This window comes from Streptomyces sp. 1-11, from assembly GCF_007176755.1.
Lineage (GTDB): Bacteria > Actinomycetota > Actinomycetes > Streptomycetales > Streptomycetaceae > Streptomyces.
The window spans coordinates 1-14,928 of record NZ_BJTV01000030.1; the positions used below are offsets into that span (position 1 = coordinate 1).

The following is a 14,928-nucleotide window of genomic DNA, read 5'->3' on the forward strand; positions in this document are numbered from 1 at the left end:
CGGTGGGTTCGGGCTGTGAGGGTGAGGACGTGGTGGGGGTGGTGGTGGGGGTGGGGTTCTGGCCGGTGGTGGTGGGTGTGGGGCGGGTGGGGGTGGCGGTGGTGGTGGTCGTGGGCCGGGGTGTGCCGGGGGCGGCCGGTGTCGGGGGCGGGGTGGAGGGCGTGGCCGTGTCGGTGGGCCGGGCGGTGGCGGTGGTGCGGGCGTGGGGTGCGGGAAGGCTGCCGGGTGAGGCGCCGGGTGGGCGGTGGGTGGTGGGGGGTGTGGTGGTGGGGGTGGTGGTGGGGTGTGGGGTGTGGGGGGTGGGGGTGCCGGGTTGCAGGGCGGGGGTGGCGGGCGCGGCCTGCGGCAGCGGTTTGGGGGTCAGGCCCTGGATCCAGGCGGTGGCGAGGACGGCGCAGCCGGCGACGGCGGCGGCGGCCAGCGTCAGGCGCAGCGCGGGCCTGCCCTGGCTCGCCTTTACGGCGGCGCGCCACAGGCGGGTGGTGAGGCGGGCGGTGAGGTAGGCGCCTCCTGCCATCGGGCACAGCAGCATCAGGGTGCCGACGGCCGCGGCGAGTCCGGCGGCGGGGTGTCCTTCCGCGAACGCGGTGAGGGTCCGTGCGGTCTGTTCGTGCAGGCCGCGGACCGCGGTGGTGAGCAGCCGCGGCAGGTTCCACAGGGCGTAGGCCGCCTCGGCGAGCAGCAGCGGGACCATGGTCAGGACCCACACGGTGACGATGACGCGGGCGGAGCGTTTGAGGTCCGCGACCTGCGCGGCGGCGTGGTGGCGTCCGGGCAGCAGGCTCAGCAGGATCGGTTTGATCTTGCCGTAGAGGTCGGGGACGCCGGCCAGGTCGCCCAGGATGTAGTAGCCGTCCAGCCGCAGGGCGGGCATGAGTTGTTCGAGGACCTCGAAGTGGGCGAGGTAGACCGCGGCGAGGAGGAAGGACTGGCCGGTCACGAGGTAGGCGGCGGTCAGGGCGAGCATGAAGACGACGTTGAAGTAGACGCCGCCCAGCCCGGTGCGCAGACGGCCGGCCTTCCCGATCCGGTACACGTCGGTGACGTCGGTGTACATGGACGGCCAGATCAGGAAGATGCCGCAGCCGATCTTCCCCGGCACCGCCCCGCTGTACCGGCAGGCCGATGCGTGCCCGAACTCGTGGAAGAGCAGGGAGGCCACGGTCAGCAGGAAGATGATGAGCATCCACAGGGGCTGTTCGAGGACCTGCAGCACGGCCGTCATCGCCCCGTGGACGGCGAAGAGCCAGACGTCCATGACGACCGCGCCGGCCAGCGCCGCCGCCACCACGGGGGGCCGGTGCAGCCAGGCGAACGCGGCGGCGATGCGGGCCACCTGCCCCTCACCGAAGATCACGGTGTGGCCGCGCAGAGCCAGCAGCAGATCGGAGCGGGGCGCGGCCGCCTCACCGGGCGGCCCGTTGAGGGGGAGGGTGATCCCGAGCGGGGTGAGCTTGTGCTCCACCAGGTGGACGATGTTGTCGGTGGTGACCTCGGCCCCGTAGCGGCCGCTGACCCGGTGGGAGATCGCCTCGGCGTCGCGGACGCCGTCGACGCTCGCCACGACCAGGTACAGCAGCCGTGACAGCTGGATCATCTGCCCGTCGCCGCGGCGCACGATGTAGCGGCGTTCGGTGAAGCCCGACCCCTTGTACTCGCCCAGGGTCTGCAGACCGCGGGTCGGCTGCGGCACCGGCGCGGGGGTGAAGGGCGCCGGGGCGCTGGCCGCCTGCCCGGGCAGGTGCCCGGGGTGGGGAGCGTGGGCGGGCAGCGTGCTGAGGCCGCTGTTGTCTTCGGACGCCGGCATGGTCTTCTCCAGAAGCGGACGTGACGGTGCGACACAGGTACGCGGTGTGCGGTGCAAGGGCGGTTCAAGAAGGAGGGGGCGGCGTCCGTATCCCGGCGGCCGCCCGCGCAGGGGCCGGCGCCCGCGCGGGCGGACGGCCACCGGATGGCGGGTGCGCCCCCGACGGGCCAGAGCGATCCCCCCGCCGACCACGCTCGCCCACCAGTAGTTTGACGGTCCGTCAGAACAAGGGCGGCAGCGCACGGTCGGGTGACGTGCGAAAGTCGAGGGTTACGGCGAAGTGCCGGGCGGGGCCGGGCCCGTGTACCGGCCCCGCCCCGCCCGGCTTTCGGGCTACTGCTGCACGCTGATGCTCTGCGCGGCCTCGGACTGGGCGACCGCGTACGGCGAGCACTGGTTCAGCGCGGCCGACTCGTTGTGCGCGTCCACGTGCGCCACCTTCTTCGTGACGGTGGTCATCTTGGCGAAGTTGAACGAGAACTTGCCGAGCGCCTCACGTCCGGGCAGCAGTTCCGCGGTCTCGGCCTCGAGCTGGTCCATGTTCATGGAAATGGGTTCCTTTCATCCTTCAAGTGATCTGTGCATCGGAAGGAGTTCCGCAGCACCCGCGGCCCGGCAGGCCGCCGGGCCGCTCTGCGGCCTCGTTCCTTCAACCCGCCGGCGCGTTTCCGGCTGACAGTGAGCGAGCAGCGGCCTGTCCGCGCGGCGCGCCGGGAGGATCGGCGGACGGATGACGACGTCCCTCCCGCCGCGGCCGGGTCATGCGGAAACCCGGCGCGGGGTCGGGGCACGGCGGATTCCTGGGGAGAACCGCCCAACCGTCCGAAGTCTCCGAACAATTCGTCCGGAGGGCCTGGACAGTAGCTGAAGCCGAAGGAAAAGCGCAAACGATCCAAATGCGACATTCGTTCAAAGTCGCACGGCTGTTCCTCCCTGCCGTGTGACCAGCGCCGACCGCGACAGCACAGCGCCGCGGCCCGCGACGTCGATGCGGTTCCCGGCCGGATACGCCCGCGGCCCCGCAGGGCGGCACCGGGCACACCGGGAGAGCGAGGCGGACGGCGGGCTGCGCAGGCGCCGCGGCGGGACGCTCAGGCGCCTTCACGGGACGCGCCGCGCGCACGCCCCGACCCGGTCCGCCCGGCACCTACTGCCCGCCGGCCGCGGCCGGTTGCGTCCCTCGGCGAGCGGCCGCGACCGAAAAAAGGGGGGGCGGCCTGCTGACGCCTTGTGCGAACGTCCTGCCCCGTCGGCCGGGCCGGAGGCAGGGTTCTCCCGCCGGGTGCCGGACGCATGGGGCGAGGATCCGCCCCTCATGCGGCCGCACGAGAAGACGGCAACACCCCCCGCGGCCGCCGCCTACGGCCGCAGAAGTGCCGTCAGTTCCCGACGGCTCCTGCCGCGTGACGCGGCAGCGCAGGTGCAGGTGCAGGTGCAGGGCAGATGTAGGTGGACGACTCCCGAGGTGAAGGCGCGGGTCTCGGCGAGGGCGAGAAGCACCCGGCGCTCCTCGCCGGGGGAAGAGCGGGATGCCGCCGCCGGCCGGGGAAAGCCGCAGGACCGCGCTCGGCGCACGGTTCTCAGCGCACGGTCAGCCGGTAGACCGCCAACTTCTGCCCGCCGGCGTGGACATGGAAATCCGGCGGGTCCGTGCCGAGCGTGGCGACGGCGTCGCCGACGGTCTTGAGTTCCGCGGCGCTGAGAACGGCCGAAGCAGCCTCGATCATGTCGGTGAACACCGTGTGAGGCACCTGCCCGAGCCAGTCGCCGGAAAGCAGAACCACCGCCTCGCCGGTGCTGCCGCGCACCACAGCGGTCACGGGGGCTCCCTGTACGACAAGCACCTGATACCCCTCTCGGCGTGGCCCTTTTCGACCCGCGGGATGCCGGCACGGCAGGAGGATGTTCCTCGCTCTCCCGGTGACCGTCATCCGCACGAGACACTGGATATCGGGAGGATTCCGCCGAGCTTAGCGGCAGAGGCATTGCCGAGGGGGACGGACCCGGCGGGCGCGCATGTGCTCGAATTTCCCCGGCCCGCGCACCCGGCGCCGCCGCCCGCACCCCCTCCGCGCACCCCTTCCCGCGCCCCCCTCCGGCGCCCCTTTCCCCGCACCCTCCTTCCCGCGCCATCCTCCTCGCCTCTTCAGGTCATCCATCTCCAAAGGGGCCCCGGCGTCATCCATCTCCGAAGGGCCCCGGCGTCGTCCACTCCTAAAGGGCATCCCGGTGCCGGCGGGGTCATCCGCGGCCGCGCCAGGCGCCCCTGTCCTCCTCCCGCCCGGCCCCGGACCGTGCGGCCGCGTCGATCTCGGCCTGCAGTTCGATCGCGTGGACGATGCTCCCGTTCAGCGTCCTGCGGATGATGGGATCGGTGATCCGCCAGGCGGTCATGGCCTCGTCCGGCGAGAGCGCCGCCGCACCCGGATGCCGCCGCGGTGAATGAGGCCCCCGCTGCTCGGCAATGAGGCCGCTCTCCACCAGAACCCTCCCGTGGTCGAGATTGAGAACGGTCGCCCACGTCGTCAATTGCGAGGACAGCGGCAACGTCTTGCCGTCCAGCGTCCGGCTGATCGTGGTCAGGCTCAGACCGGTCGCGGCCGCCAGCTGCGCCCGGCCGCCCTTGCGCCGGCGAACGTCATATCCGGCCGCCGTCGCGGCCTGAGTGAGATACGCGCCGACCCGCTGCGCCTGGGCCTGCCGTTTGGCCCGGCTCTCGTGGGGGGAATCCTTCGCACTCCGCATGGTCGGAGGGTAGCGCGCAGGCATGTTGTCACATGCTGGTTGCACGCGTGCACCTTTGCAGGTCAAAACCTAGATCGGTATTCCCGCAGGCCACATCCAGAATGTCGTATTCCTGTGCGAATCAAAATACCCTTGCGTCACTCATATCCGGCAACTTGCATATGTTGCGCGCGTGTGGGTTAGCCGCACGGCTGCACGTTGCTGAGGGGGTCTTCTGACCATGCTTCGCCTCCACATGGCCACGCTCCTGCTCAAGGCCGGGGAGCTCGGTGACGAAAGCGTCGCCGACATGGCGCAGCGCACCGGCATCAGCAGGTCGACGTTCCACCGGCTCGCGACCGGAACGATACAGCCGAGCCTGGCCACCCTCTGGACGCTGCGCGACACCTACAGCGTCCGGCTCGACGCGCTCGTCTACGACGACCCGCACACGATGCAGCGCAGGCGTCCGCAGCGCCGGCGGGTGCCCGCCCAGGACCGGCACCGCATGCGGCAGGACCAAGACCAAGGCCAAGGCCAGGACCAGGTCCAGGGCCAGGGCCGGGACCGGGACCGGCGTGCGGGCGACTGAGAACCGGCCCGGCCCCCACCTTCCCCAAGACGTGCGGTGCGCGGGGGCGGTCCCACGCAACCGCGCCGTGCGTTGCACCGGCGCCCCTCACCCCTTTTCTTCCCATTCGACCAGGAGCGATCCTTGACCACTCAGGCTCACCCCGCCGTCCCCGACGGCGGCGCCACGGGGGAACCGGCCCTCATCAGCCGTGCCCAGCAGGGCGATCGCGAGGCGTTCGCCGAGCTGTACCGCATGCACCACGGCATCATCGCCACACTCATCGCCCAGCGCGTCAGATCGCATACCGCCCTGGCGGAGGACCTCACCGCGGACGTCTTCATGAAGGCATGGGTCAAGATCGGCACCTTCACCTGGAACGGCACCTCGATCCGTGCCTGGCTGTGCACCATCGCACGCAACGTGGTCGCCGACCACTTCAAGACCGCCACCACCCGCCACCTCACCTTCGTCGACCACATCACCCAGGTGGGAGACGACTGGGCCCCCCTGGTGAGCAACCCTGAAGAAACCGTTCTCTCCTCACTCGCACTCGACGACCTGCACCACGCCCTGTCCGAGATCACCCCCCGTCAGCAGGTCGTCATCCGGCTGCGGTTCCTGGGCGAGATGTCCGTCCGCGAGACCGCCCGCACCATGGGCACCACCGACGGCGCCGTCAAGACACTCCAGTGGCGCGCCCTCGACTCCCTCCGCAAGGCCTACCCGGGAGCAGTGGCATGACCGACGCCTACGGCAAGGACAGCGACGTCGAACGGGAACTCACCGCACGGCTGCGGGAACTCGCCCACGCCTTCATCGCCGATCTGAACGCACAGGGCCGCCTGGTGGAGACCGGCGGCGCCGACACCCTCAGACGACTCAGACAGCACAACCTCCCACCGCACCCTCTGCCACGCGCGGAACCCGGCGACCCGCACGCCACCGGTACCGAGACCACCCGGACCGACGCCGACCCCGCACCGAACACACCGCCCCGGTGGGAGAGGGTCATAGCGCCCCGCGCCGGCAAGGACACCCCCGGCCTGCCCCCGACACCCCGCCCGCTGCGCATCCTCGACGAGCCCGAGCCATACCCCCCGAGCGCCCACACGCCCGACCCACCCGACGCACCGGCCGCCGCCCCACAGGCTGTCGCGCTCGAACCGTCCCCCGCCCACCAGATCACCGCACTCCAACCGGCCCCCGCCGGGCAGGCCACCGTAAGGACCCCCACCCTCGCCGGGCAGACCGCCGTAAGGACCCCCACCCTCGCCGGGCAGGCCGCCGTGCCGACCCTCGCCGGGCAGGCCGCCGTGCCGACCCCGGCCCCCGCCGGGCAGGCCACCGTGCTCCAACCGGTCCCCGCCGGGCAGGCCGTTCGGACCGGCCCGCCCGCCCCCGCCCCGGAAGCCGCTGTGCTCCAACCGGTCTCCGCCGGGACCGGCACGCCCGTCCCGGCCCCCGCGCCGGAGGCCGCCGGGCTTGAACCCGTTCGCGCCGGGCAGGCCGCCGGGGCCGGTGCGCCCGTCCCTGCCCCCGCGCCGGAGGCCGCCGCGCTCGAACCGGTGCCTGCCGGGCAGGCGGCCGGGCCCGGACCGGTTCCCGGACAGGGCCCCGGCGCCCGGGAGCCGCGCACGGCCGACGGGGGACAGGTGCAGTCCCCGGCCGCGGCGACGGCGGCCCGGCTGCGGGCCGAGAACGCCGCCCGGCTCGAGGTCACGCAGATCACCGCGGATCACGAAGGTGTCAGCGTCCACATCCACGCCGTGTCCCTGGGCGACTGGGAGTACTGGCTGAGTGCGATCGGCGCACCCCTGAACGCGCCGACGCACCGCAGCGGTTGGGTCCAGACCGCCACCGGCCGCCTCGACGGGGTGGAGGTCCGTCTCACCGCGGAGGCCGTGCCCCGCCTTCTGCAGGAGGCGGCACAGCAAGCCACCGATCCCTTCCTCCTGGGGGGCCGCGTCTACGACCTCGCCCTCGGCCACACCGACCGCCATGGTCAGACCTGGCACTACCAGGGCCGGCGCCAGGAGGACGACACCCCCCTCGTCACCCTGGGCGGCACCGGCGGCCCGTCCTACCCGCTCACCTCCATCGTCGTGGCCAACGGACCCCTCACCCCCGCCGCCGCGAACCCCGGCCCCCACGAGCGCCGCTGACCACACGTCACACCGCCGGCCCACCCCCCAACCGCCCCCGGGCCCTTGACGACCCGGCACGCGCCGCGGGGGACGGCCGGCGGTGTGACGACGGCCGCGCAGGCTCCGCGCGGATCGCGAACACGCCCCCTCTCGGCCCGCACGGCCCCGCCCCCCTGCCTCCCGCAGCCCCGCCCCCCTGCCTCCCCGCAGCCCGTCCCAGCTGCCTTTCGCAGCCCCGCCCCTCTGCCGTCCGCAGCCCGACCCCCTTGCCTCCCGCGACCTTGCCCCCCTCCGCGGTCGGTCTCGATCCGGGCACATCCCGGCGGCTTCGTCGAGGAAGACCCCGGCCCCCGGCCCCCGGACCCCGGCCCCCGGACCCGGCCCCCAGCCGCTGCGCCCGGGGTCCTGTAACAGGTCGTCTCACACGGTGTCGTGCCCCTTCGTAACGAGCACGGCGAGTCGGTGCAGGCGCTCGTAGTAATGACGCCCTGTCGGGTCGCTGATCCGTGCTGTCACGCGGTCCAGGTCTTCGACACAGGTCCGCAGGATGCGTCCGCGCTCGGGGTCGAGTACGCCGCCGTCGCGGATCCAGGCGTGGACGCAGCCGGCGGTGTCCGCGTCGAGCATCACCAGGTCGATGCCGTCCACCTCGGCACCCCGCAGACGGGCGGGGAACTCGCGGGCGCGGTGTTCGCGCCAGAGGCGGGCCGCGTTCCGTATGCGCTCGGATCCGGTCACCCGGCCATACTCCGGCATCCGCCGCTGCCGTGGGCGCAGGGGCCGTGCGCGCGAACGCCCCGTGTGCCGATCATGACGTGAAGTCGGCGGGCAGCGTAGCGCAGGACGCCGGTGGAGAAGAAGGGGCAGAACGCCCCGGCGGCAGGGCCGTTAGACTCATCGACAGGCGGTCACTCCCTCTCCACAGGAAGAACCGGCGTGCCCAACACACTCCAGGAAATGATCAAGCACAAGCTGGCCCTGAACGGCTGGTCCTACAGCGATGTGGCGCGCCGTGGCGGCATCTCGCGTTCGACGGTCCACCATCTGGCGACCGCGGAGCGGCTGGCGCAGATGCCCCAGCAGACCACGCTGGAGGGCCTGGCCAGGGGACTGGGCATCCCGGTGGCGCCGGTGCAGCGGGCCGCCGCCGAGGCCGCGGGCGTCAACCTCTACCTCGAGGACGCGCCGGAGGCCGCGGATCCGGAGGTGGCGATCCTCATCGCGAGCGTGCACAAGCTGAGCCCGGCGGACCGCCGGCATGTGGCGGTCCTCGTGGAGTCGTTGCTGCAGGCGGACGGCCCCCGGTAGGCGAAGACGGCCGGGACGGCGCGTCCCGGCCTTCACCCGTCACCCGTCGCAGGTGCGGGTGCCCGTTGCCCGTCGTGTCTCAGCTCGGGTGCGGAAGCGGTGCGAGCGTTCGTGCCGTGTTGATCCAGTCGATGACGGCGTGCACGGTGACGCAGTCGAGTTCGGCCAGTTTGAAGACGGCCTGGACGTCGGCGGCGGCGAGGGGGACGCACACCGCGTCCAGCGCGCCGTACAGGCGCAGCCGGTGGGCGTGGGCGGTGGAGGTGTCCTGCCCGGTGTGGAGGCCGGGCCCGGGGCCGCCGGTGGCGGGCAAGGGTGGTGTGGTGTCCAAAGTGGTCCGCCTTACGGGGTGGATGGGCGCGCCGCGCCGGCGGCCGGGACCTGCCGGGCGAAGCGGTCGAGGGTCGCGGCGAGCCGCTCGCCGGCGCGGTGCGGGCCGGGCCGGCAACAGGGGCCGTCACGTTCACGCTGGACGGTGTCCCAGAAGGCTGCGACGGCCGCGTGGTCGTGGGCGTCGCCCACCATGGCCCCGGCGGGCGCGCAGCCGAGCGAGCCGGCCCGCTCGGTGAACGAACAGCCCGGCAGGAGCCCGTACACGGCGGGGGCGGCCGGTCCGGTGCGGGCGGCGGCGGCCAGGAGGGCGTGGTGGACGAGGGCGCCGTCGGCTGTCGCGGCGGTGCTCCAGCCGGCCAGGGCGCGCGAGGCGGCGTCGAGGACGACGGCCGCGTACACGGGGCCGTCGGGCGTGGTGAGGGCCAGTACGTCGACGATCCAGCGCCGGCCGGACGTGCGGGCGCTGGATCGTGGGCCCGGTCCGGGCAGCCGTCCGGCCCGGCCGCGCAGCCCGGCCCCCTTCATGAGGGCCTCCACGGTGGTGTGGCCGACGGTGACGCCGTAGCGGCGCACGAGTTCCTGCCGGATCCTGCGGGCTCCCCAGACGCAGCCGGACTCCTGGTGGATGTCGCGGACCAGGCCGGTCAGCCAGGCCCGGCGCAGGGCGCCGGGGGAGGGCGGACGTGAGCGCCAGGCGTAGTAGCCGGACTCCGAGACGCCCAGGAGCGCGGCGACCCGGCGTGCCGGGAAACCGTGCGACGCCATGCGGTGGATCACCTCGTAACGTCTTTTGGGGGCATCATCTGCCGCATCGTGGCGATGACCTGCCGGCACAGCAGGACCTCCCGCTCCAGTTCGCCGACGCGGGCACGCGCCTGTGCCAGATCGGACGCGGGCCCGGTGGAGCGCCGCCAGCGGTAGACGGTGGTCACGGAGACGCCCAGTCGCCGTGCCACTTCCTTCGCCGGATGCCCTTCACCGAGCAGTTGCTCGGCGCGGGCGCGGGCGCGTGGTGCTGCGGGGCGAGACTCGCTCACTTCATCCCACTCGTTCGTGGCCGGCCGCCGGTCATCCCCCCCCAGGGGTTGGCGCCGCGGGGCCGCCGGTGCCGGCCGGCAGGCAGTGACCGCCCGGTACCCGCACGGAACACCGGCTGCCCGGCCGTGCCCATCACCCGGCCGGGCCGGGCCGGCGCTCCGGGCCCCGCGGCGCCGCGGGAGCACGCCCCGTAAGGGCCTGCCCCCGCGTCAGGGGACCTGCTACTGCCGGACGCTGATGGCCTGGGAGGCCTGGGACTGGGCGACCGCGAACGGCGAGTACTGGTTCGCCGCCATCGACTCGTTGTGCGCGTCCACGTGCGCGATCTTCTTCGAGACGGTCGTCATCTTGGTGAAGCTGAACGAGAACTTGCCCAGCGCCTCGCGGCCGGGGAGCAGTTCGGCGGTCTCGGCCTCGAGCCAGTCGTTGTTCATGGGAAGCCTTTCATGAAGGAAGGGATGTACGCGAAATCAGCAGCCCGCGCCGGGCGGCGGACGAACCCACCGCTGCCGCGGCCGCGTTCCGCCCCCGGCCGGCGCCGCCGGCCACCAGGCCCATCGGCTACTGCAGAAGCCGCGGACCAGACGTGACGGCATCGCACGGATCCCGTACGGAGGCGTCACCCCGGGCGGCCGGGGCCATGCGCTAACCCCCGCCGTCCGGAGCCTCTGGACGATTCGTCCGGAGAGCGTGGACGGTAGCCGAAGGGGAACGGTCAGTGCAAACCGCCTATTTCCGACATCCGTTCAGAAGTGTATGTCTGTTCCCATCCGCGCCGCCGCCCTCAACCACACGCCCCTTGCCGCGCGTTGCCACAAACCGCCCCGCCCGGCGGGCGTTGCCCCGCACCACCCGGGGGACGCCCCGTCCAGTTGCCGTCGCCCCGCCCGGCCGACGGCGCCCCGCCCGGCCAGCGGCGCCCCGCACCCCCTGGGAGGCGCCCCACCCCATGTGCGGGGGCTGTTCGGCGAGCGGGGGCGGAGGCGACACGCCAAGTCGCCGAATGGCCTTCCGTCCGCGGGCGGAAGGCGGGCGGCTTTCGGCGGGAAAACCCGCTCCAGGAAATGCAGGGCAGTATCGAAAAACCCCCTCGCCGGCCTTCACGCCGGACTGCCCCGCAGTTTCTCACCGCGCGGCTCCGAAAAACCCAGGGCATTTCGAGCAGCACCCTCACACCGTCGGCCCAGGCCTGTCGCACCCTGGTGAACCAGTCCCGCAGGGGCGGGAGTTCACCTGGTCGGCCGTCTCTCCCCGAGGCCGCCCCCAGGTTTCTCGGAGTGGCCGCGAAAACGCCGCTGAGCTGCCGTCTTCTCGATATCCCGCAGGAGGGACCGGTGAATTGACGAACACTCAGCGGATGCGGAATTGCGGGTTATGTGAGGTAGCGTCAGCTCAGTGCCAGGGCTAAACCAGCCCTGATGTTTGAAAGGAGATCGGGTGAAGACCATTGCTAAGGCAGTAGCGGGCACGCTTCTTGCGGCCGGCGCTGTCATGGCGCCTCTCTCGATGGAGGCAGCCGCCGCTCCGGCGGCGGTCCACACGACGGCGGTGGCGCCCTCGTTCCACCCGGGCAACCACCACGCCTACGGATACCGTGACCTCGGTGACTGGCGCCGGGGCTGCGACGACGGCCGCTACGACCGCTGGCGTCACCGCAACCACTGCCGCGACGACCGCGACGACCGCTGGGACGGCTGGGGCCGTTGGGACCGCTGGGACCGGTTCTACCGGTACGGCAACCACCACCGCGGCTCCGACTGGGACTGCGACTGACGTCCTGAGTCCTCACCACATCCGCGCCGCCCGCGGTCAGCGCCCCTGACCGCGGGCGGCGGCCCGCATGCACGCCCCCGAAAGCCCCAGCCGGCCCCGCGGCTCCACCCGCCACCGCCACCGCCGGCTGTCGCCGCGGTGTGCCGACCGGCGGCGCACGGCGGAGCATGGCGGCACGAACCCCGGGGGAGCGGGGGAGGGGTGCGGGGCCGGGGAAGGGCCGCAGGCACCGCAGGAGCGTGGACGGCCGCCGTCGATCCGTCCGGCCCAGGTGACCGGATCGTTCCGGCCTCGGCCCCGATCATGCCTGTCGGCCCCCGGTATCACCTGGTCAGACTGGTGGACATGAGACGAGCCCTGATCGTGATCGATGTCCAGGAATCCTTCCGCGCCCGCCCCTCGTGGGAGCAGATCGCCAACCCCGGGATCGCCGAACCGGTGAACCGGCTCGTGCGCAGCGCACGGGACAACGGCGACCTGGTGGTCTGGGTGCTGCACACCGAACCCGGCAGCGGCGGCGTGTTCGACCCGCGGTCGGGGCACGTCCGGCTGCTGGAGGAACTGCAGCAGCCGCTGCCGGGCGAGCCGGTGCTCCACAAGACCTCGCACAACGCGTTCACCACCACCGACCTGCAGCGGCGGCTCACCGAGGCCGGGGTCGGCGAGCTGTGGGTCTGCGGGATCAGGACCGAGCAGTGCGTGGAGACCACCGCCCGGATCGGCAGCGACCTGGGATACGAGGTCGTGTTCGTGGCGGATGCGACCACGACCAATCCGATCGGCGACCTCAGCGCCGAGGCGATCACCGAACGCACCCTGGCCGTCCTGCGGGACCGCTTCGCCCGGATCGCCACGGTGGACGAGCTGGCGGCATCACCGGTATGACCCGTGTCGTCTTCGTCCTGCTGCCCGGAGTCCACCTGCTCGACCTGGCCGGCCCCGCCCAGGTCTTCTCCACGGCAGTGACCTTCGGACAGCCCTACGTCCTCGACTACGTCGCCCAGGAGCCGCAGGTGCGCAGCGCCCAGGGCCTGCCGCTGACCGCCCGGACCGACTGGCCCGCACTCGGCCCCGACGACCTGATCGTGGTCCCCGGCTGGAGCGCGCCCACCCTGCGGCACGGCCCCCGCATCAGCCCCGACACCACCGGCCGGCTGCGCGCCCACCACGCCGCGGGCGGCACCGTCGCCAGCGTCTGCGCCGGAGCACAGGCCCTGGGACAGGCCGGGCTCCTGGACGGCCGCCGCTGCACCACCCACCACCAGCTCCAGGACGAACTGGCCGCACGCCACCCCCGGGCGACGGTGGTCCGCGACGTCCTGTTCTCCGCCGACGACCGGGTCGTCACCTCCGCGGGCATCGCCAGCGGCATCGACCTGGCCCTGCACCTGCTGGCCGCCCGCCACGGCCCCGCCCTGGCCGCCCGGGTGGCACGCGAGATGGTCATCTACGCCCGCCGCAACGGCAGCGAACCCCAGGCCAGCGCCATGCTCCGGCACCGCGGCCACGTCGACGACACCGTGCACCGCGTCCAGGACATGATCGACGCCCACTACGCCCAGCCCCTGCCCCTGGCACGCCTGGCCGCCCACGCCGGCGTCAGCGCCCGCACCCTCACCCGCCAGTTCTCCCGGGCCACCGGCGGCCTCACCCCGCTGCGCTACCAGCAGACCCTGCGCCTGGAACGCGCCGAACACCTCATCAGCCAGGGCGCCACCGTGGAGTCCGCGGCCCGGGAAGTGGGATTCGAGGACGCCCGCATGGTGCGCCGCCTGCGATCGAGGCCCGCCTGACCCCCCAAGCCCCCCACAACAGGGGCACCGGCACCGGCGTTCCGGGCTGCGGGCGCGGCCGGTCAGCGGGACGTCAGGGGGCGGTCAGCGGTCCCCGGCATGGTTGTCGCTGTGACCGGCACGAACAAGAGCCGGGAACGAGGAGAGGTGCCCGGAGTGGTTGATCGGGGACCAGCGAGCTCGCCTCACGGTCGGGCCCCCTCGGGGGCCCACGCAGGTTCGAATCCTGCCCTCTCCGCCGCACATCCCCCCCTCCCGGGGGCACGCCGGCGGCGGCCGGCGCCCCCCGCGCTCCTCACGAGGAGGGGGGCGTGCCGGGGGCGCGGAGGTGGTCCAGCGCCACCCGGGCCGCGGTGCCCAGGATGTCCTCGCGGGTGGGCGCCCCGGGCGTCAGCGGCCGGGTGAGGACGGCGATCGCGTAGCGCCGCCCGTCGGGGAAGGCGACCACGCCGGCGTCGTTGCTGACGCCGCCCGGCACGGTGCCCGACTTGGACACCACCTGCACGTGCGGCCCGAAACCGGCGGCGATCTTCCGGGTGAGCCGCTGCTGTCCCATCATCCGGCGCAGGTCCGAGCACGCCTGGGCGGGCCCGGCCTCGTCCCGCCAGACCGCGCGGAGCAGGGCGGCCAGATCGTCGGCGGTCACGCTGCTGATCCGTCCCGGCCGCATCCCCGGCGACGCCAGCACCCGCCGCCACACCGCCTCGCCCTCCTGCGGCGACGGGGCGTGACGGATCCTCGCGGCCATCGCCTCCCAGCCGGCGAACCCGGCGGCGCGGGCCGCGGTGTCCAGCTCGTACCGGATCGTGCCCGGCAGGTGGAAGCCGGTGAGGCCGAGCCCGGCCAGGCGCGCCCTGACCCGTTCGATGCCGACCCGGCGGATCAGCACGTCGGTCGCGGTGTTGTCGCTGATGGTCAGCATCAGCCGGGCGGTGTCCCGCAGCGAGATCTCCACCGGGTCCTCGGTGATGCACAGTCCCTGGCCGCCCGGCGAGGCCTCGGCCGGCGAGACCGCCACCCGCTCGGCGGGGTCCACATCCCCCTCCGCCGCCCGGCAGAAGAACTCCAGACCGATGGCGATCTTGAACGTGGACGCCGCCACCGCGAGCTCCCCGCCCGCCACTGACAGCCGCCTGGGCCCGTCGATCTCCCGCACGCTCAGGCTGCCCCGGCAGCCGCCGGCCGCGAACACCTCGACAATCGTCTCCTCGATCACCCGCCCACCCTGAAGCCCGCAGGCCGCATCCGGCCGGGACGTTCGCCACGAGCGTTGCGGCCGCGCGGGATGTTCGCCACGAGCGTTGCAGATCGGCGGCCGCCCGGCCCGAGGCCCGCCCCCCTCCTACCGGCCCGCACCGGGCACCGGCACCCGCCACGCCCACCGCCCGCCAGGCGCGGTTGGCCGGGCCCGGCGTGTTGTCGCTGCTCGCGGGG

Annotated in this window: 17 protein-coding genes and 1 pseudogene; 8 read left to right on the forward strand and 10 right to left on the reverse strand. The window is 73.2% G+C overall.

Going from position 1 to position 14,928, the window contains the following annotated elements; all coding sequences use genetic code 11:
• The 4 genes from TNCT1_RS35695 to TNCT1_RS34880 form a co-directional block, all read right to left on the reverse strand.
• Nucleotides 1-1,807 (reverse strand): hypothetical protein (locus TNCT1_RS35695; RefSeq protein WP_160160455.1); only part of this gene is annotated, 1,807 nt, incomplete at its 3' end.
• A 333-nt stretch (nucleotides 1,808-2,140) separates the two neighbouring features.
• Entirely contained in the window at nucleotides 2,141-2,353 is a 213-nt protein-coding gene (locus tag TNCT1_RS34870) for a hypothetical protein (protein ID WP_174266556.1), read from the reverse strand.
• Nucleotides 2,354-3,387: 1,034 nt separating this feature from the next.
• Nucleotides 3,388-3,627 (reverse strand): hypothetical protein, encoded by a 240-nt coding sequence (locus TNCT1_RS34875; protein ID WP_143640243.1) that lies wholly within the window; start codon nucleotides 3,625-3,627, stop codon nucleotides 3,388-3,390.
• A gap of 421 nt (nucleotides 3,628-4,048) precedes the next feature.
• Nucleotides 4,049-4,552 (reverse strand): transcriptional regulator, encoded by a 504-nt coding sequence (locus TNCT1_RS34880; RefSeq protein WP_143640245.1) that lies wholly within the window; start codon nucleotides 4,550-4,552, stop codon nucleotides 4,049-4,051.
• A gap of 235 nt (nucleotides 4,553-4,787) precedes the next feature.
• Here TNCT1_RS34880 and TNCT1_RS35700 point away from each other — a divergent pair, with 235 nt between their 5' ends.
• The 3 genes from TNCT1_RS35700 (at nucleotide 4,788) to TNCT1_RS34895 (ending at nucleotide 7,267) form a co-directional block, all read left to right on the forward strand.
• A complete protein-coding gene (locus TNCT1_RS35700; RefSeq protein WP_160160456.1) occupies nucleotides 4,788-5,123 on the forward strand; it encodes a helix-turn-helix domain-containing protein in 336 nt (111 codons plus the stop codon).
• Nucleotides 5,124-5,246: 123 nt separating this feature from the next.
• Nucleotides 5,247-5,846 (forward strand): sigma-70 family RNA polymerase sigma factor, encoded by a 600-nt coding sequence (locus TNCT1_RS34890; RefSeq protein WP_143640247.1) that lies wholly within the window; start codon nucleotides 5,247-5,249, stop codon nucleotides 5,844-5,846.
• Nucleotides 5,843-7,267 (forward strand): BN159_2729 family protein, encoded by a 1,425-nt coding sequence (locus TNCT1_RS34895; RefSeq protein WP_143640249.1) that lies wholly within the window; start codon nucleotides 5,843-5,845, stop codon nucleotides 7,265-7,267. Before TNCT1_RS34890 ends, TNCT1_RS34895 begins: the two co-directional genes overlap by 4 nt.
• A 402-nt stretch (nucleotides 7,268-7,669) precedes the next feature.
• On the opposite strand, the gene TNCT1_RS34900 is transcribed toward TNCT1_RS34895, so the two are convergent.
• Nucleotides 7,670-7,987 carry a hypothetical protein gene (locus TNCT1_RS34900; protein ID WP_235903058.1) on the reverse strand — a complete coding sequence of 106 codons (318 nt, stop codon included), beginning with the start codon at nucleotides 7,985-7,987 and terminating at the stop codon, nucleotides 7,670-7,672.
• A 198-nt stretch (nucleotides 7,988-8,185) separates the two neighbouring features.
• On the opposite strand from TNCT1_RS34900, the gene TNCT1_RS34905 reads away from it, so the two are divergent.
• The gene (locus TNCT1_RS34905) at nucleotides 8,186-8,557 is read left to right on the forward strand and encodes a helix-turn-helix transcriptional regulator (RefSeq protein ID WP_143640253.1); all 372 of its coding nucleotides are present in this window, start codon (nucleotides 8,186-8,188) and stop codon (nucleotides 8,555-8,557) included.
• Between the two features lie 79 nt (nucleotides 8,558-8,636).
• On the opposite strand, the gene TNCT1_RS34910 is transcribed toward TNCT1_RS34905, so the two are convergent.
• The 4 genes from TNCT1_RS34910 to TNCT1_RS34925 all read right to left on the reverse strand — a co-directional run bounded on the left by TNCT1_RS34910 (nucleotide 8,637) and on the right by TNCT1_RS34925 (nucleotide 10,362).
• Complete coding sequence (locus TNCT1_RS34910; protein ID WP_143640256.1) at nucleotides 8,637-8,888, reverse strand: hypothetical protein; 252 nt, start codon at nucleotides 8,886-8,888, stop codon at nucleotides 8,637-8,639.
• Between the two features lie 11 nt (nucleotides 8,889-8,899).
• The gene (locus TNCT1_RS34915) at nucleotides 8,900-9,655 is read right to left on the reverse strand and encodes an IS3 family transposase (RefSeq protein ID WP_143640258.1); all 756 of its coding nucleotides are present in this window, start codon (nucleotides 9,653-9,655) and stop codon (nucleotides 8,900-8,902) included.
• Nucleotides 9,656-9,663: 8 nt separating this feature from the next.
• Nucleotides 9,664-9,927 carry a helix-turn-helix domain-containing protein gene (locus TNCT1_RS35705; RefSeq protein WP_160160457.1) on the reverse strand — a complete coding sequence of 88 codons (264 nt, stop codon included), beginning with the start codon at nucleotides 9,925-9,927 and terminating at the stop codon, nucleotides 9,664-9,666.
• A 222-nt stretch (nucleotides 9,928-10,149) separates the two neighbouring features.
• Nucleotides 10,150-10,362 carry a hypothetical protein gene (locus TNCT1_RS34925; protein WP_143640262.1) on the reverse strand — a complete coding sequence of 71 codons (213 nt, stop codon included), beginning with the start codon at nucleotides 10,360-10,362 and terminating at the stop codon, nucleotides 10,150-10,152.
• Nucleotides 10,363-11,365: 1,003 nt separating this feature from the next.
• Between TNCT1_RS34925 and TNCT1_RS35710 the strand changes: the two genes are divergently transcribed.
• The 4 genes and pseudogenes from TNCT1_RS35710 to TNCT1_RS35715 all read left to right on the forward strand — a co-directional run bounded on the left by TNCT1_RS35710 (nucleotide 11,366) and on the right by TNCT1_RS35715 (nucleotide 13,732).
• A complete protein-coding gene (locus TNCT1_RS35710) occupies nucleotides 11,366-11,701 on the forward strand; it encodes a hypothetical protein (protein ID WP_160160458.1) in 336 nt (111 codons plus the stop codon).
• A 345-nt stretch (nucleotides 11,702-12,046) separates the two neighbouring features.
• Nucleotides 12,047-12,586, forward strand: coding sequence for a cysteine hydrolase family protein (locus tag TNCT1_RS34935; protein ID WP_143640264.1), 540 nt, complete (start codon nucleotides 12,047-12,049; stop codon nucleotides 12,584-12,586).
• Nucleotides 12,583-13,494, forward strand: a complete 912-nt coding sequence (locus TNCT1_RS34940) for a GlxA family transcriptional regulator (RefSeq protein WP_143640266.1) — start codon at nucleotides 12,583-12,585, stop codon at nucleotides 13,492-13,494. The genes TNCT1_RS34935 and TNCT1_RS34940 overlap by 4 nt, the downstream gene beginning before the upstream one ends.
• 141 nt (nucleotides 13,495-13,635) lie before the next feature.
• Nucleotides 13,636-13,732 (forward strand): annotated as a pseudogene (locus TNCT1_RS35715).
• A 57-nt stretch (nucleotides 13,733-13,789) separates the two neighbouring features.
• Here TNCT1_RS35715 and TNCT1_RS34945 read toward each other — a convergent pair.
• The gene (locus tag TNCT1_RS34945) at nucleotides 13,790-14,710 is read right to left on the reverse strand and encodes a serine hydrolase (protein ID WP_160160459.1); all 921 of its coding nucleotides are present in this window, start codon (nucleotides 14,708-14,710) and stop codon (nucleotides 13,790-13,792) included.
• Between the last annotated feature and the right edge of the window lie 218 nt (nucleotides 14,711-14,928).